This is a genomic window from Azospirillum brasilense, from assembly GCF_005222205.1.
Lineage (GTDB): Bacteria > Pseudomonadota > Alphaproteobacteria > Azospirillales > Azospirillaceae > Azospirillum > Azospirillum brasilense_G.
In genome coordinates, this window is sequence record NZ_CP032349.1 from 493,924 (window position 1) to 510,393 (window position 16,470).

The window sequence follows — 16,470 nt, forward strand, 5'->3', positions numbered from 1 at the left end:
GTCAGGCCGCCTTGGCCGTGGTTGCGGGCATGGCCGCCGGGCCGCGGTCCGCGATCACCACGGCGTCGCGGCTGTCCCAGGACAGCGCCATCACGTCGTCGATGCGGATGGCCTCGGCCTCGTTGCGGGTGGCGAAGGCGGCGACCAGCGGCGGCAGGGCGTCGTCGAGCGGCTGCATGTAGACCTTGGTCAGGCTGCCGGTGACCATCACGTCGGACACCCGGCCCATCACGGCCGTTTCGTCGCCGGAAGGACGGGCGATGCTCAGGTTCTGCGGCCGCACCATCACCCGCACCGGGGAGCCCGGCGGCAGGTCCAGGCCGTTGGCGAGCGCGCGGCCCGGGATGCCGGCGCTGCCCAGCCGGATCTCCGCCTCGTCGCCCAGCCGGGTCCCCAGCGAGGCCGGCAGCAGGTTGGATTCGCCGAGGAAGTCGGCGACGAACAGCGTGCGCGGGCGGAAATAGAGGTCGGCCGGCGTGCCGAGCTGCTCGATGCGGCCGGAATTCATCAGGCAGATGCGATCCGACATCGTCATCGCCTCTTCCTGGTCGTGGGTGACGTAGACGACCGTCGTCCCCAGCTCGCGGTGCAGATGCTTGATCTCGAGCTGCATGTGCTCGCGCAGCTTCTTGTCCAGGGCGCCCAGCGGCTCGTCCATCAGGATGATCGAGGGCTTGTAGACCATGCAGCGGGCCAGGGCGACGCGCTGCTGCTGGCCGCCCGACAGCTCGCGCGGGTAGCGTCCGGCGATGTGCGGCAGATGGACCATCTCCAGGGCTTCCTGGGCGCGCTTCTTCGCCTCGGCCTCCGGGATCTTCCGCATCTTCAGCGGGAAGGCGATGTTCTCGGCGATGGTCATGTGCGGGAACAGGGCGTAGTTCTGGAACACCACGCCGATGTCGCGCTCGTAGGGCGGGGCGTAGGTCACGTCCTGCGCGCCGATGCGCACGACTCCTTCATCGGGCGGAACCAGCCCGGCGAGCAGACTGAGCAACGTCGTCTTGCCCGAGCCAGACGGGCCGAGCAGGGTCAGGAATTCACCGTCGGCGACCACGAGATCCGTGGGGGCGAGCGCCACGAAATCGCCGTAGCGCTTGGCGAGGCCCTGGACGGTTAGGCTGGACGACGACATGGCAGGTCTCCTCGCGTCGAAAGGGGAGTTGGGAAAAATGCGGGAGCCCCGCGGCCGGCCCCGCCAGGCAGGGACGGGAGGCCGGACGCGGGTCTCCAGAAACGTGTCTTCAAAAACGGGCCTTCAGGAACAGGCCCTCAGCAACGGGTCTTCGGGGACGCGACGTCCCGTCGCCTCAGCTCAGCAGCCAGGCGTTGTAGCGCTCGAGCGCCTTCTGCTGGTTGTCCAGCCAGAACTGCGCGTTGATCTTGACGCCCTTCTCGATGTTCGCCGGGAAGGTCGGGCAGTTGGGGGCGATCGCCGGGTCGATGTGCTTGAAGGCGTCGGGCATGGTCACGCCGGCCGGGAAGTACTTCACCAGCTCCGCCTGCCGCTTCGCGTCGCAGGTGAACTTGATGAACTGGCGGCAGGCGTCGGCGTTCGGGGTGCCGGCCAGGATGGCCCAGTTGTCGAGGCCCCAGATGTTCTGGTCCCAGACGATGCCGACCGGAGCGCCGGCGGCGATCGCCGCCTGCGGACGCGACACCCAGGTCGGGACGAGATCGACCTCGCCGGAGATCAGCATCTGCTCGACCTGCGCGCCGCTGGTCCAGAAGATGGGGATGTCCTTCTTGATGCGGTCCAGCGTCTTGAAGGCGCGGTCGAAGTCGCAGGGATAGACCTCGCCGGTGGGCACGCCGTCGGCCATCAGCGCCTGCTCGATGGTGTCGAAGGGATGCTTGCGCAGGGCGCGGCGGCCGGGGACGCCGGCGACGTCGTAGAAATCCTTCCAGGAGGCCGGCGCCTTGCGGCCCTTGAAGGCGTCGGTGCGGTAGGCCAGAACGGTGGTGTAGACGTTGGTGCCGACGCCGTATTCCGACATGTACTGCTTGGGAATGGCGGCGACCGCCGGATCGTTCTCCAGCCCGTGCTTCTCCAGCATCGGCTTGTCGCCGCTGGTCAGCATGAGGATGGCCGGCTCGCTGATCTTGGCCATGTCCCAGGTGTAGGACTTCGCCTCGACCATCGAGCGGATCTGCGCCGTCGGCTCGGCGTTGGCCTGGACGCCGACGACCTCGATGCCGGTGGCCGCGGTGAAGGGCTTGTAGAAGACCTCGCCATAGGCCTTGGTGTAGATGCCGCCGTCATCGCGCACGACGATGCGCTTGTTCTGCGCGCGGGCCGGGCTCCAGATCGCCGGCATGGCGAGCGCCGCGGTGCCGGCGGCGCCGGCTTTCAGCAGGGTGCGGCGGGACCAGCCGGTTTGACGTGTGCTCATGTCGGAACTCCTCGAAGATGGGCCGGGACGGCGGATGGGCGGGGAAGGACGGCGGGAATCAGCCCGGCGGCAGCAGCCGTCCGGGGTTGAGGATGTTCTGCGGGTCGAGCGCCTGCTTGACGGCGCGCATCAGCGCCAGCTCGGCCGGCGGCTTGTAGCGGGCCATCTCGGCGAGCTGGACGCGGCCGACTCCGTGCTCGGCGCTGAAAGTGCCCTTGAGCCGGGCGGCCTCGTCGTTGACGGCGTGGCGCAGCGCGGCGGCGAGCGCGTCGCGGTCGCCCGATGCGGCGGCCTCCCAGGCGTCGAAGGTGAAGAAGGGGATGAAGTGGACGTTGCCGTCGCCGAGATGGGCCACCACGATCACCGGCAGGTCGGGCACCAGGGCGCGCACCGCCGCGGTCGCCGCCGCGATGAAGGCGGGCACCGCCGACAGCGGCACCGCGCAGTCGGTGGTCAGGCCGACGCCGGCCTTCTTGTTGGCCTCCGACACGCTGTGGCGCACCTCCCACATGGCGTGGCGCTGCGCCTCGCTGGACGCCAGCGCCGCGTCGCTGAGCAGGCCGTCGGCGAAGGCCTCCTCCAGGATCGCCTGAAGCTCGGCGTCGAGCGCCTCGCCGGAGCCGTTGTCCGACAGCTCGATCAGCACATGCCAGTCGGCCTCGCTCTCGATCGGGCTGCGGCGGCCGGGGACATGGCCGACCACCAGATCGAGCTGGAGGCGGTTGATCATCTCGAAGGCGGACAGCCGGGCCGCGCTGCGCGCCTGCACGCGGGTCAGCAGGGTCAGCGCGTCCTCCGGCGACGCCATGCCGACCCAGGCCACCGCGTGGCGCGTCGGCAGCGGGTGCAGCTTCAGCGTCGCCGCGGTGATGATGCCGAGCGTGCCTTCCGAGCCGATGAACAGATGCTTCAGGTCGTAGCCGGTGTTGTTCTTGCGCAGGCCGTACAGGCCCGACCAGATGGTGCCGTCGGCCAGAACGACCTCCAGCCCCAGCACGTTCTCGCGCGTGTTGCCGTAGCGCAGGACCGACGTGCCGCCGGCGTTGGTGGCGATGGTGCCGCCGATCTGGCAGGAGCCCTCGGCGCCCAGGCTGACCGGATAGAGCCGACCGGCCGCCGCGGCGGCCTCCTGCACGGTGGCGAGGACGCAGCCGGCCTCGACATCCATCGTGCTGTTCACCGGGTCGATGGCGCGGACCGCGCGCATGCGGGTCAGGCTGAGGATGACCGGGGCGGGGCCGGACTCCGACGGGACGGCGCCGCCGCACAGGCTGGTGTTGCCGCCCTGTGGCAGGACCGGCACCCCGTGCTTGGCGCAGCACCGCACCACGTCGGCCACCTGCCCGGCGTTGGCGGGGCGCGCGAGGCAGAGCGCCGGGCCGCGGTAACGCCCGCGCCAGTCCTCGGTCACGGCGTCCAGATCGGCGGGGTCGGTCAGGACGGCGTCGGCGCCGATCAGGCTCGTCAGTTCAGCGATCACGTCCACGCGCGATCTCCTTGATCTATCCATTATTCAATCGCTATGCGATTGCTTCAACTGGAATATGATAACTTGAGATTTGTGCTCCAACAAACTTCTTTTTGCAGAGAGGACGAATTTTCGGTGTGCGGAAGGGTCGGCGCAGGCGCTGTCAGGCCATGCCGGCCCTAAAGCGGATTGCAATCCGCTTTGGATCGCGACGGCGGTCCCGGCCGCACATGCGGCCGAAGCCCGCCGGCAAGTGAGGCGATGTGAGTCTAAAGCGAACGGAAGTTCGCTTTAGGAAAGCCCGCTCCCCGCCTGTTGCGAAGGCCCAGGGTTCCGGCGGTCATGGCTATGCGGTGGGGGCCGGGATCAGCAGGTCTTCCACGGTGCGCGCTCGCCGTCACGGATTTGGCGCTTCTCCTCCCGGGTCAGCCGCTGCCGGGGCGCCTCCACAATGGAGGCGTCGATGATCTGGCTGACCAGGGCGAAGTCGCCGCGCTCCTTCAATGCCGTGTCGAAGCGGGCGAGCAGGCCTTCCATCGCTCCCGCCGTTGCCAGCGCCTCGCGGAACAGCCAGACCGTCGTGCGGTCCGGAACCCGGTCGCTCAACCCCAGCCCAAGGAAACGCATGAACGGCAGCCGGTCGCGCACCTGATACTCCGCCTGCTCGTCCGACAGCCCATATAGCGCCTGCAGCACCAGGATCTTGAACATCATCACCGCGTCCAGCGGCGGCCGGACCATGTCGAAGTCTACCACCGACGACAGACGTTCCAGTGGATCGCCGCACGTTGCTCAGCTCCGCGCAGCGGTCCTGAAGCTCGAACAGCCCAGCTTGCCCGGCCATGTCCCGTCTTCCTTCGCCCTTAAGTAAAGGGAATAACGAGAACGCCGGTCGCGCTATGGTTTTTCGAGGCTTCCACCTGACGGAACCCTGTCCGGCGCGCCGCGCTCCGGTCCCCAATGCCTGCATGCGCATGTTCATCCGAGCACAAACGCTGTTCAATTTTGGACGATTGCGCGAACTCAACAAGCAAATAGGATGAATAAAAATGAATTAGCGAACTAATTTGGTGATTGGGCGCCGCCGGTGGTCCCATCACCCCTGCCGTGGAGAGACTTATGGATCGCCGTACCTTCCTGGGTGCGATGGCCGGGCTGGTGCCCGCCGCCGCCTTCACCCGCACCGCCGCCTTCGCCCAGAGCAGTCCCGCGGCCTCCTCCGGCTCCCGCCCGCTCTCCATCGGGGCGATCTCGGCCCCGAACTCGCTGGACCCCCATTTCTATCAGTCGCCGACCAACAATCAGACCCTGCGGCAGATCTTCGACCCGCTGGTGACCGAGGACGCGACGGGAACGCTGCGCCCCCTGCTGGCCGAATCCTGGCGGGCGCTGGACGAGACGACCTGGGAATTCAAGCTGCGTCCGGGAATCCGCTTCCACGACGGCACGCCGCTCACGCCGGACGACATCGCCTTCACCATCGAGCGGGTGCCCAACGTTCCGAACAGCCCCGGCTCCTTCGTGCCCTACGTGCGCAACGTCGCGGCGGTGGAGGTGGTCGACGACCGGACCTTCCGCATCCGCAGCAAAACGCCGAACCCCTTCCTCGACCGCGACTTCACGAACCTCTACATCCTGTCGCGCAAGATCCACGCAGGCGCCGAGACGGCGGATTTCACCTCCGGCAAGCTGGCCGTCGGCACCGGGGCCTTCCGCTACGCCGGTTTCACCGTCGGCCAGCAGATCGAGTTGGAGCCCAACCCCGGATATTGGGGCCGGACGCCGGGCTGGAGCCGCATCCGCACCCGCTTCATCCCCGACGCCGGGGCGCGCGTCGCCGGGCTGCTGTCGGGCGACCTCGACCTGATCGACGGCGTGCCGGTGCAGGACGTGGCCCATCTGACCGCCGACAAAAATGTGGAGATCTTCAGCGTCGCCAGCGCCACCAGCGCCTATCTGTTCCCCGACGCCAGCCGCGACCAGGCGCCCTTCGTCACCGACCGCGCCGGCCGGCCGCTGGACCGCAACCCGCTGAAGGACGTGCGGGTGCGCCAGGCGCTGTCGCTGGCCATCGACCGCAAGGGCATCGTGGAGCGGTTGCTGCTCGGCCAGGGCACGCCCGCCGACCAGTTCGCCCCGCCGCCCGCCCTGGACCGGCTGCCCAATCGCGCGCCCATCACCGTGGACGTCGCCCGCGCCAAGCGGCTGCTGGCGGAGGCTGGCTATCCCGACGGCTTCGGGCTAATCATCCACGGGCCGAGCGGCTTCTTCACCGGCGACGTCGCGGTGCTCCAGGCCATCGCCCAGGGCTTCTCGCGCATCGGGGTGGAAACCAAGGTGGAGACGCTGCCGATCGCCACCTTCTTCTCCCGCGCCACCAACCGGGAATTCGCCCTGTTCCTGACCACCTACGCCACCACCAACAGCGCGGAGCTGCTGCGGCAGGTGGTGCTGACCAAGAACCAGGACACCGGGGCCGGCCCCTTCAACCGCCAGCGCTATTCGAACCCCAAGCTGGACGCGCCGCTGCTGGCAGCACTCGGCGATTTCGACGCCGAACGGCGGGTCGCCCGCATCCGCGACGCGCTGGCCGCGCTGGAGGAGGACGTGGGCGTCATCCCGGTCTTCTACCCGCGCTTCAACTGGGCGGGGCGCAAGGGCTACGTGCGCTTCGTTCCCGGCAACGCCTTCGGCCACACCAACGCCGTCTTCGCCGAGCCGGTCTGAGGAATCCCGCCATGTCCCTGTTTTCCGACTACCAGGCCCACGACGCGGTGGGCCTCGCCGCCCTCGTCCGGCGCCGCGAAGTGTCCCCGGCCGAGTTGCTGGACTCCGCCCTGGCCCGGCTGGAGGCGGTCAACCCGCTCATCAACGCCGTGGTCGACCGGTTCGCCGAGGACGCCTTCGCCCAGGCCCGGACCCTGACGGGGGAGGAGCCGCTGGCCGGCGTGCCCTTCCTGCTGAAGGATCTGAACATCCAGGTGCGCGGGCGGCGCACCAGCAACGGCAGCCGTCTGTGGCGCGACCATGTGGCGGTCAAGGATTCCACCGTCACGGCGCGCTACCGCGCCGCCGGGCTGGTGCTGTTCGGCTTCACCAACACCGCGGAACTCGGGCTGGCCTGCGAGACGGCGCCGGCCCTGTTCGGCCCAACCCGCAACCCGTGGAATGTGGAGCGCAGTGTCGGCGGCTCCTCCGGCGGGGCGGCGGCGGCGGTGGCGGCGGGCATCGTTCCGGCGGCCCACGCCACCGACGGCGGTGGGTCCATCCGCATCCCGTCCTCCAACACCGGCACCTTCGGGCTGAAGCCGACGCGCGGGCGCAACCCCTTCGGCCCCGACCTGGGGGAGGGCTGGAACGGCCTGTCGGTCCACCACGCCATCACCCGCTCGGTGCGCGACAGCGCCGCCCTGCTCGACGCCACCCACGGGCCGGAGCCGGGCGACCCCTACGCCGCGCCGCGCTTCGACGGGCGCTACATCGACCTCGTGGAGCGCGATCCCGCACCGCTGCGCGTGGCCTTCCAGACCGTGGACCATGAGGGGCGCGCCGTCGATCCCGCCGCCGCCAAGGCCGTCACCGACGCGGCGGCGCTGCTCGAATCGCTCGGCCACCGGGTGGAGGAGGCCAGCCCCGGCGTGGACGGCGCCGCTCTGAAAAGGGCGACGCGCATCATCGTCGCCTCCAACATCGCCAACGTCCTGCGCGCCCGCGAAGAGGTGTTGGGGCGGCCCATCGAGCCGGACGAGCTGGAGCCGATCACCCGGCTGTGGGCCGGGGAGTCCACCCGTTACAGCGGCGCCGACCTCGCCCGGTCCATCTGGACGATCCACGGCCTGTCGCGCCTGTTCGGACGCTTCTTCCAGAGTTACGACGTGCTGCTGACCCCGACCTTCGCCGCCCCGCCGCTGCCCATCGGCACGGTGGACATGCAGAGCGCGGATCTCGACGGCTATTACGAGACGCTGCGCCGCTACAGCGCCTTCACCTCCGTCTACAACAGCGCCGGCATCCCGGCGGCCAGCGTGCCCTTCGCGCTCGCGGACGGGCTGCCGGTGGGCGTGCAGATTGCCGCCCCGCTGGGCGAGGACGGGCGCGTGCTCCAGCTCGCCGCTCAGATCGAGCGCGTCCGGCCCTGGGCCGGCCTGTACCCGCCGCTTCCGGTGTAGGCGCCTGATGACCGGAGCGATGGCGGGCTGGCTGGTGCGGCGGTCGGCGCAGGCCGCCCTGGTGGTGCTGGCGATGACGGTGCTCGTCTTCGTCGGCCTTCATGTCGCGGGCAACCCAGTGGACATCCTGGTCCCGCCGGAGGCCGACGCGGCGGAGCGGGCGCGCGTCGCCGCGTCCTTCGGCTTGGACCAGCCGCTGTGGCGGCAGTATCTGCTGTTCGTGGGGCGCGCGCTCCAGGGCGATCTGGGGCGCAGCTTCATCTACAACCAGCCGGCGCTGGCGCTGGTCGTCGAGCGGCTGCCGGCGACGCTGGAACTGTCGCTGGCCGCCTTGGTCCTGGCCGCCGGGCTGGGGATCGGTCTCGGGCTCTACGCCGGGCTGCGCCCGCGCGCGGCGGCGGCGCGGCTGATCATGGCGGGCAGCGTGGTCGGGCTGAGCCTGCCCGGATTCTGGGTCGGGCTGATGCTGGTGATCGGCTTCTCGGTGCGGCTCGGCTGGCTGCCCAGTTCGGGGCGGGGGGAGACGGTGGCGGTGCTGGGGGTGGGCTGGTCCTTTTTGACCGCCGACGGTCTGGCCCATCTGATCCTGCCCGCCGCCAACCTCGCCTTGTTCAAGCTGGCGCTGATCCTGCGGCTGACCCGCGCCGGGGTGCGGGAGGTGGTGCATCTCGATTACGTCCGCTTCGCCCGCGCGCGGGGGCTGGCCCCGTCGCGGGTGATCGGCGTGCACATCCTGCGCGCCATCCTGATTCCCATCGTCACGGTGATCGGGCTGGAGTTCTGCTCCACCGTCGCCTTCTCCATGGTGACGGAGAGCATCTTCGCCTGGCCCGGCATGGGGCGGCTGATGGTGGAGAGCATCCATGTGCTCGACCGGCCGGTGATCGTCGCCTATCTGGTCGCGGTGGTCCTGCTGTTCGTCGCGGTGAACCTGCTGGCCGACATCCTCTACCGGCTGCTCGACCCGCGCGTCGGCACCGCCGGAGCGGGGAGCGGAGCATGAGCAGCCTTGCCGAGGAAGGCCCGCCGCCCGCCCATTCCGTCGCCGAACCGTCCCCGTCGCCGCCCCTGTCGCCAATGCGCGTCCTGTGGCGGGACTTCGCCGCCTCCCGGGTGGCGCTGGGCAGCCTCGCCGTCTTCCTGCTGCTTGTGGCCGCCGCCGTGCTGGCCCCCTGGATCGCGCCGCAGAACCCGTTCGACCTGACCCAACTCGACCTGCTCGACGGGCGGCTGCCGCCGGGGGCGGAGGGGGCGCTGGTCGGCACCTACTGGCTGGGCACCGACGACCAGGGGCGCGACATGCTGTCGGCCATCCTGTTCGGGCTGCGGCTGAGCCTGCTGGTCGGCATCGGCTCGGCGGTGGTCGCCGGCGCGCTCGGCACGCTGGTCGGGCTGGTCGCCGCCCAGTCCAGAGCCCAGGCGGGCGGGCGCACCGACACGGCGCTGATGCGGCTGGCCGACCTGCAACTGTCCTGCCCGTCCATCCTGATCGCGCTGATGGTGATCGCCTTCCTGGGGCGCGGCACCGGCAACGTGCTGCTGGCGCTGGTGCTGGTCGAATGGGCCTATTACGCCCGCGCTGCCCGCTCGGCGGCGCTGGTGGAGCTGAAGGCGGAGTATGTGGAGGCGGCGCGCGGACTCGTCCTGCCCTCCTGGTGGATTCTGCTGCGCCACGTCCTGCCGAACTGCCTGCCGTCGCTGGTGGTGATCGCCACGACCCAGGTCGCCCGCGCCATCGCGCTGGAGGCGACGCTGAGCTTTCTCGGTCTCGGCGTGCCGGTGACCGAGCCGTCGCTCGGCCTGCTGATCGCCAACGGGCGGCAGTATGTGCTGTCCGGGGAGACCTGGATCAGCCTCTACCCCGGCGTTGCCCTCCTGCTGCTGATGGCGGCGATCAATCTGGCCGGTGACCGTTTCCGCGACGCCCTGAATCCGAGGCTCGGCCAATGACCGCCACCCTTCCGTTGCTGGAGGTGCGCGGCCTGCGCACCGAACTGCCCGCGCGCCAGGGCGCGCTGAACGTGCCCCTGAACGTTCTGGACGGGGTGAGCTTCTCCCTCGGCCGCGGGCGCATCCTGGGTCTCGTCGGCGAGTCCGGGTCGGGCAAGTCGGCCACCGCCTTCTCCATCATGGGGTTGCTTGATCCGCCGGCGCGGGTGGCCGGCGGCTCGATCCGCTTCGCCGGGCGGGAGTTGGCCGGCCTGCCGGAGCGGGAGCTGCGCCGCCTGCGCGGCAACCGCATCGCCATGATCTTCCAGGATCCGATGATGACGCTGAATCCCGTGCTGACCATCGGCGCCCAGATCGTCGAGACCGTGCTGGCCCACACCCGCGTCGGCCGGGCCGAGGCGCGGCGGCGGGCGCGCGACGCGCTGGGCCGGGTCGGCGTGCCGGGGCCGGAGGAGCGGCTGGACGCCCACCCGCACGAGCTGTCCGGCGGCCTGCGCCAGCGGGTGGCGATCGCCATGGCGCTGCTGCACGACCCGGACCTGATCATCGCCGACGAGCCGACCACCGCGCTCGACGCCACCATCCAGGCGCAGATTCTGCGGGAGATCCGCGGGCTTGCCGGCGGAGCGTTCGGTGGGGGCGGGCGGACGGCGGTGCTGTGGATCACCCACGACCTGTCGGTGGCCGAACAGCTCTCGGACGAGATCGCCGTGATGTACGCGGGCCGCATCGTCGAGCAGGCCCCGGCGGCGGAGTTGCTGTCCCGCCCGGCGCACCCCTACACCGCCGGGCTGCGCGCCAGCCTGCCGCGCGGGCCGCGGGGCAGCCGGCTGACGCCGATCCCCGGCCTTCCGCCGACGCTGGCCGGACGCCCGGCGGGCTGCACCTTCCGCCCGCGCTGCGCCGCCGCCGTGCCCGCTTGCGCCGCCGATCCGCCCTGGCAGGGGCGGGCGGACGGGCGGGGCGGCGTGCGTTGCCTGAATCCCGGTCAGGAGGCGCCGCGATGACCGCGCCCTTGGCCGAGCTGCGCGGCGTCTCGCGGCTGTTTCCCATTCCGGGGCGGCGGGGCGGCGTCCTGCACGCCGTGGACGGGGTGGATCTGGCGGTGCGGCGCGGGGAACTCGTCGGGCTGGTCGGGGAATCGGGCTGCGGGAAATCGACCGTGGCGCGGATCGCCGCCGGGCTCCTGCCGCCCAGCGCCGGCCGCGTGCTGATCGACGGGCAGGACGTCGCCGAACGGTCCGCCGCCGAGGCGCGGGCCGCCCGGCTGCGCGTGCAGATGGTCTTCCAGAACCCCCACGCCAGCCTGAACCCGCGCTTCACCGTCGAGGAGATCGTCGGGGAGGCGGTGCGCTACCACCGGCTGGTGCCGCGCGATGCGCTGGCCGAGCATGTGGCGGCGCAGCTTCTGCGCGTCGGCCTCGACCCGGCGTTGCGCCGCCACCATCCCCACCGCTTCAGCGGCGGGCAGCGCCAGCGCATCGGCATCGCCCGCGCGCTCGCCGTGCGGCCCGACCTGCTGGTCTGCGACGAGCCGGTGACCGCGCTGGACGTGTCGGTGCGCGCCGGCATCCTCAACCTGTTCCTCGACCTGCGCGACCGGGACGGGATGGCGATCCTGTTCATCAGCCACGACCTGTCGGTGGTCGGCCACATCTGCGACCGGGTGGTGGTCATGTATCTCGGCCGCGTGGTCGAGGAGGGGCCGGTGGACGCCCTGTTCGAGCGCCCGCGCCACCCCTACACCCAGGCCCTGCTGGCCGACTCCCGAACCGCCCTGCCGGAGGGAGCCGTGCCGGCGCGCGGCGAGGCGCCGTCCCTGGCGCAGCGGCCCGCCGGCTGTTCCTTCCACCCGCGCTGTCCCATGGCGCGGTCGGGCTGCCGGCGGGAGGTTCCGGCGCTGCGCGGGGTGGGGGAGGGGCATCGGGTGGCCTGTCTGCTGGCGGGGTGAGCGGTTCGAGCGGGTGGAGTGGTTGCCCCCACCCTTCCCACGGCTTCGCCGCGGGCCCCTTCCCTCCCCCGCTTCGCAGGAGAGGGAAATCAATCCCCTCCCCTGCGTAAGCGGGGGGTTTAGGGAGGGGGCAAGGACCTACCGCCCCCCGGCACCGACCGCCACCGGCGTCAGCGCGCCACCGCCGCCAACCGCCCGCTCCGCCCGGCGGAAGCGGAAGAAGCCGCGGCTGTTCAGGTTGTTCGCGATCAGCGCGCCGATGGTCAGGCCGGCACCGGCCAGCTCGACGTCCCCAAACGCGCGGCCCTGGGCCAGCCCGATGGCGAAGGCGGTGATCGGCACGAGGTTGATGAACAGCACCCCGTTCACCGGCCCCAGCAGCTTGATCCCGATGTTCCAGCTGAACACCGCCAGAACCGCCGCGATCAGCACCAGATAGGCGATCTCCGCCCGCACCGACCACACCGTTTCCAGCGACGGCACGGCGACGAACCCCGCCGCGGTGGCCAGCGCCGTCACGGCGGCGATGGTGACGGTGCCCAGCGCCGCGCTGACCGTCGTGTAGCGCAGCGGCGACCAGCCGGGCACCGTGGCCGCGCCCAGCGTGTAGACGACCCAGCTCGCCGCCCCACCCAGGATCAGCAGGTCGGGCAGCAGCGCACCGCCGTCCAGCGCCGACAGGCTGCCGCGCGTCACCACCAGCGCCACCCCGGCCAGCGCCGCCGCGATGCACAGGAAGGTCACCCGGTTCGGCCGCACCCCCTTGATGGCCCAGGTCAGCAGCGCCGTGATCAGCGGCATCAGCGCCATGATGATCGCGCCATGCTCCGCCTTGGAATGGGCCAGCCCGACGAAGGCCAGGATGCTGAAGCCGGCGAAGCCCATGGAGCCGTAGAAGAACAGCTTGCCGCCGTGGCCCTCCGTCGCCAGCGCCCGCCAGCCCTCCACCCGGACCAGGATGCCGATCAGGATCAGCGAGGCGAAGCCGTAGCGCAGCAGTGTCAGGTAGAAGCCGTCGATGCTCGCCAACGCCGCCTTGGCCACCGGGAACATGCCGCCCCAGGAGATGGCGGTCAGCGCCAGCAGTGCGATGCCCAGCAGCACGCCGTCCACCGTACCGCCGGTCCGCGCCTTCGCCGCGGGCTTGCCGGCCACCGGCCTGGCGGCCTCCTCCCCGGCGCGGCCGATGGCCTCCTCCAGCGCCGCCGCGCGGACCTTGCCGGACGGGCTGTAGGGGATCTGGTCGAGCGGCTCGAAGCGCGCCAGGGCGATCCGCTCGCGCCGCAGGATCTCGGCGGCGCGGACCCGCACCTCGTCGGCGGCTCCGGCCCCGGCGGACGCCTTCAGCACCACCGCGCAGTCCACCGCCACCGGCCCGGCCCCGGCCCGGCGCAGCAGCGCCACGTCCTCCACCCCGCGGATGTGGCGGATGGCGTTCTCCAGCGCGTAGAGATTCACGCTGTCCGCCCCCTGCGAGCGGTTGAGCAGATAGAGCCGCCCGTCCTCGTCCAGATAGCCGGCCTCCGACGTGATCAGGTAGCGCTCCCCGTCGATCTGCACCCGGTTGGCCGGTGCGCCGAGATAGGTGTCCATGTTCATGTAGCTGGCGATGGCCACCGACCCGACGATTCCCGCCGGCACCGGCTTGCGCTCCGGGTCGAGGATCAGGATGCGGTTGCCGTCGTAGACGCGCCCGACGCTGGCCGGGTGGGTCAGCAGGTCCGCCGGCTCGGCGATGGTGTTCACGCCGGTCTCGGTGGTGCCGTAATATTCGTAGACGACCGGCCCCAGCACCTGCAGCGCCTCCTGCTTGGCCGGGGCGGGGAAATGCTTGCCGCCCACCAGGACGAAGCGGAGCTGGTTGGGCGTGACGCGCGCCCGGCCGCGGGCGACCTCGCGCAGCACCCCCGACAGGATCGGCGGGGTCATGGTGCTGGAGGTGATCCATTCCCGGCGGATCAGCTCGGCGGTTTCCAGAGGGTCGTCGGGCGGAGCCAGCACCAGCGTCGCGCCGAGCTGGAGGAACAGCCGCGCCCAACCGCCGCCCGCCGCGTGGTAGAGCGGGATGGTGGCGAGGTGCCGGTCGGCGGAGGAGAAGCCGTAGCGCGCCGTGAAATAGGCGAAGCGCCGCGCGTCGAAGGAGGCGGTGCGGATCACCGGCTTCGGTGTGCCGGAGGTGCCGGAGGTGAAGGAGATGGCGCGGAAGGGCCGGGCCGGGGCGTTCGGCGTTCGCCGCCCGGCGGCGAGTCCCGCGAAGGCGGCGTAGGGCGTGGCGCCGGGCAGCCGACTGTCGAGATCGACCACCGCGCGGCCCGCCGCCAGCGTGCGGACGTTGATGCCACGGTCGGCCAGGAAGCCGGAGGAGACGATCAGCAGGTCGGCCTCGATGCGTTCCAGCAGCTCCGTCAGGGCGGCCGGCGACAGGGAATAGTCGAGCCCGCACAGCGTCGTCTTCAGCGTGGCGGCGGCCGAGGCGGCGACCACCAGCTCCGCGCGGTTGTGCGACAGGAAGGCGACGGTGCGCAGCTCGTCCAGGGCGACGGCGCCGGCCAGCCCTTCCGCCGCGTCGCGCACGGCGTCGGCGTACTGCCGCCAGCTCAGGGTTTCGGAACCGGCGACGATGGCCGCCAGATCGGCGCGCGAGGCGGCGATTTCCTCGATTCGGGACAGGGGAATCATGGTCGTCTCTCAGCGTGGGCGGTGTTCGATGGTGTAGATGCGGGCGCCGGCCGACCGGATCGCTTCGATCCGGCGCAGCGTGTCGCCGCCGATCTCCTCGCCGGGGACGATGATCGGCACGCCCGGCGGGTAGGGGATGATGAAGGAGGTGGACACCCGCTTCTCCTCGGGCTTCTCCACGGCGGGCGAGAGCTCGCGCTGGATCGCGCGCAGGGCGTCGAGCAGGGCCGCCACCTCCTCCTCGCCGATGCCGATGTGCAGGTTCAGCAGCAGCGAGGTCCGCGTGCAGCGGTTCACGTAGAGACCGTGCCGGCTGTACAGCCGCTCGCGCAGCTCCGGCGCGTCGATGGACAGACCGGAAACCCTCAGGGACAGCTTGGTCGGGTCAATCGCGGCGTGGCCGGCGAAGGCGTCCGGCACCGCCGGGGCGTTGACCGAGAAGGCGCTCAGCGCCGGATCGCCGGCCACCGTCTCGCCCACCCGCCGGGCGAGCCGCAGGGAACGTTCGACCAGGTCCCGCCCCTCCAGCTCCATCTGCGCGCGGGCGAGGTCGAGCGAGGCGAGGATCGGGTAGCTGGGCGAGGTGGTGTGGTGGCGGTAGCGGCCGAGCCGCAGCCGTTCCGCCAGCTCCGGATCGCCGCTGAAATGGATCAGCGATCCCTGGCGCAGCGCGCTCAGCGACTTGTGGGCGGAGTGGGTGGCGACGACGGTGAAGCGCTCCAGCGCCGGATCGGCGGCGCGGGCGTGCAGGGCGGTGCGCCCGCGCGTCGCCTCATGGAAATAGCTCCAGGCGCCCCACGCCTCGTCCACGAAGACGGTGGTCAGCGACGGGCTGGCCTCCGCCAGGGCGGTGAGGATGGCCCGGATGTCGTAGACAACGCCGTCGTAGGACTGGCCGTTCAGCACCAGAAGCTCGTAGGGCGCGCCCGCGCGCTCCGCCGCCGCGGCCTGCTCCAGAAGGGCGGGCAGGGACAGGGCGGCGCGTTCCGAATGCTCGCAGAAGACGCGCGGCTCGATGTAGTCGACCACCGCGTGCTTGTCGGACAGGGCGAAATGGATCGACTGGTGGGTGCCCTTGTCGGCCAGCACCCGGACGTCGGGGCGGGTGATCAGGGCTTCCAGCGCGATCAGGTTGGCGGTCGTCGTCCCGGCGGTGACGAACAGCGTGCCCGTCGCTCCGAAGGCGAGCGCCGCCAGCTCCTCCGCGCGGGCCAGCGAGCGGTGCGGGAAGAAGAAGCTGTCCAGCGGCAGGGCGGTGATCGTCGCCTCGCTGAACAGGCCACGCCCGAACAGGGCGTCGTAGGCATCGGCGAAGGCCGATTCCCGGATGGAGCCGCGCCGGCTGACCGGCAGCGCGTGGAACGACGCCCGGGTTGATCCGGCCGCCGCCAGCAGGGCGTCGGCAAGCGGTGTTTCCGGGATGGCCGAAGGTCCGGAGGCGTGTCGGGCGGACGAATTTTGGGTCGGCGGGCGTTGGTCGGCAGAGTCTGACATTGGAAACTCGCTCGTGGTGGCGGCCTCCGCTGGGAGGGCGTCCGTTTGAAACACCGATCCTGCATGTTGTTTGTTTGTATTTACGCAGTGATCCAATAGAGAATTCAGTCGAAGGCCCGATCCCTGTCCAATAAATAATTTCGAGCCCCAATATCGGCGAAATTGATGGGTGAAGCGATCCACACGAATGTATTTCCAAATAATGGTAAAAATGGATCGGCTCTTATAATTTTGGTAAATACTTTATATGTTCGATCGCTTGATTGTTTATGGTGGGCGTAAAATATTATTAACATGGGCAAAAGATTGAATCTTGTGCAATGACACTTGCGGTTCTGTATGATGCGTGTCCCGGCGACCGTGCCGGGA

Annotated in this window: 11 protein-coding genes and 1 pseudogene; 6 read left to right on the top strand and 6 right to left on the bottom strand. The window is 70.5% G+C overall.

Features of this window, described 5'->3' with window-relative positions; genetic code table 11:
• Position 1: 1 nt before the first annotated feature.
• The 4 genes and pseudogenes from D3869_RS31405 to D3869_RS31425 form a co-directional block, all read right to left on the bottom strand.
• Entirely contained in the window at positions 2-1,132 is a 1,131-nt protein-coding gene (locus D3869_RS31405) for an ABC transporter ATP-binding protein (RefSeq protein WP_137143507.1), read from the bottom strand.
• Between the two features lie 175 nt (positions 1,133-1,307).
• Positions 1,308-2,390 carry an ABC transporter substrate-binding protein gene (locus D3869_RS31410; RefSeq protein WP_137143508.1) on the bottom strand — a complete coding sequence of 361 codons (1,083 nt, stop codon included), beginning with the start codon at positions 2,388-2,390 and terminating at the stop codon, positions 1,308-1,310.
• Positions 2,391-2,448: 58 nt separating this feature from the next.
• Positions 2,449-3,876, bottom strand: coding sequence for an FAD-binding oxidoreductase (locus D3869_RS31415; protein ID WP_432613450.1), 1,428 nt, complete (start codon positions 3,874-3,876; stop codon positions 2,449-2,451).
• Between the two features lie 375 nt (positions 3,877-4,251).
• Positions 4,252-4,702 (bottom strand): annotated as a pseudogene (locus D3869_RS31425) (transposase); the annotation flags it as partial.
• A 275-nt stretch (positions 4,703-4,977) separates the two neighbouring features.
• Between D3869_RS31425 and D3869_RS31435 the strand changes: the two are divergent.
• The 6 genes from D3869_RS31435 to D3869_RS31460 are packed head-to-tail and all read left to right on the top strand — an operon-like array spanning position 4,978 to position 11,928.
• Positions 4,978-6,585 (top strand): ABC transporter substrate-binding protein, encoded by a 1,608-nt coding sequence (locus D3869_RS31435; RefSeq protein WP_137143512.1) that lies wholly within the window; start codon positions 4,978-4,980, stop codon positions 6,583-6,585.
• An 11-nt stretch (positions 6,586-6,596) separates the two neighbouring features.
• Positions 6,597-8,027 (top strand): amidase, encoded by a 1,431-nt coding sequence (locus tag D3869_RS31440; protein WP_137143513.1) that lies wholly within the window; start codon positions 6,597-6,599, stop codon positions 8,025-8,027.
• Positions 8,028-8,046: 19 nt separating this feature from the next.
• A complete protein-coding gene (locus D3869_RS31445) occupies positions 8,047-9,030 on the top strand; it encodes an ABC transporter permease (RefSeq protein WP_137143662.1) in 984 nt (327 codons plus the stop codon).
• Positions 9,027-9,977 carry an ABC transporter permease gene (locus D3869_RS31450; protein ID WP_137143514.1) on the top strand — a complete coding sequence of 317 codons (951 nt, stop codon included), beginning with the start codon at positions 9,027-9,029 and terminating at the stop codon, positions 9,975-9,977. Before D3869_RS31445 ends, D3869_RS31450 begins: the two co-directional genes overlap by 4 nt.
• A complete protein-coding gene (locus tag D3869_RS31455) occupies positions 9,974-10,984 on the top strand; it encodes an ABC transporter ATP-binding protein (RefSeq protein WP_137143515.1) in 1,011 nt (336 codons plus the stop codon). Before D3869_RS31450 ends, D3869_RS31455 begins: the two co-directional genes overlap by 4 nt.
• Entirely contained in the window at positions 10,981-11,928 is a 948-nt protein-coding gene (locus D3869_RS31460) for an ABC transporter ATP-binding protein (protein WP_137143516.1), read from the top strand. Before D3869_RS31455 ends, D3869_RS31460 begins: the two co-directional genes overlap by 4 nt.
• Before the next feature lie 138 nt (positions 11,929-12,066).
• Here D3869_RS31460 and D3869_RS31465 read toward each other — a convergent pair whose 3' ends face one another.
• Together D3869_RS31465 and D3869_RS31470 are read right to left on the bottom strand one after the other, a co-directional pair.
• Positions 12,067-14,607, bottom strand: a complete 2,541-nt coding sequence (locus D3869_RS31465; RefSeq protein WP_137143517.1) for an AMP-binding protein — start codon at positions 14,605-14,607, stop codon at positions 12,067-12,069.
• Between the two features lie 9 nt (positions 14,608-14,616).
• A complete protein-coding gene (locus D3869_RS31470) occupies positions 14,617-16,101 on the bottom strand; it encodes an aminotransferase class I/II-fold pyridoxal phosphate-dependent enzyme (protein ID WP_137143518.1) in 1,485 nt (494 codons plus the stop codon).
• Between the last annotated feature and the right edge of the window lie 369 nt (positions 16,102-16,470).

Bases quoted from the DNA above. Each gene is read 5' to 3' on its own strand.
- D3869_RS31405 (WP_137143507.1), bottom strand. From the start codon at position 1,132: ATGTCGTCGTCCAGCCTAACCGTCCAGGGCCTCGCCAAGCGCTACGGC.
- D3869_RS31410 (WP_137143508.1), bottom strand. From the start codon at position 2,390: ATGAGCACACGTCAAACCGGCTGGTCCCGCCGCACCCTGCTGAAAGCC.
- D3869_RS31435 (WP_137143512.1), top strand. From the start codon at position 4,978: ATGGATCGCCGTACCTTCCTGGGTGCGATGGCCGGGCTGGTGCCCGCC.
- D3869_RS31440 (WP_137143513.1), top strand. From the start codon at position 6,597: ATGTCCCTGTTTTCCGACTACCAGGCCCACGACGCGGTGGGCCTCGCC.
- D3869_RS31445 (WP_137143662.1), top strand. From the start codon at position 8,047: ATGGCGGGCTGGCTGGTGCGGCGGTCGGCGCAGGCCGCCCTGGTGGTG.
- D3869_RS31450 (WP_137143514.1), top strand. From the start codon at position 9,027: ATGAGCAGCCTTGCCGAGGAAGGCCCGCCGCCCGCCCATTCCGTCGCC.
- D3869_RS31455 (WP_137143515.1), top strand. From the start codon at position 9,974: ATGACCGCCACCCTTCCGTTGCTGGAGGTGCGCGGCCTGCGCACCGAA.
- D3869_RS31460 (WP_137143516.1), top strand. From the start codon at position 10,981: ATGACCGCGCCCTTGGCCGAGCTGCGCGGCGTCTCGCGGCTGTTTCCC.
- D3869_RS31465 (WP_137143517.1), bottom strand. From the start codon at position 14,607: ATGATTCCCCTGTCCCGAATCGAGGAAATCGCCGCCTCGCGCGCCGAT.
- D3869_RS31470 (WP_137143518.1), bottom strand. From the start codon at position 16,101: ATGTCAGACTCTGCCGACCAACGCCCGCCGACCCAAAATTCGTCCGCC.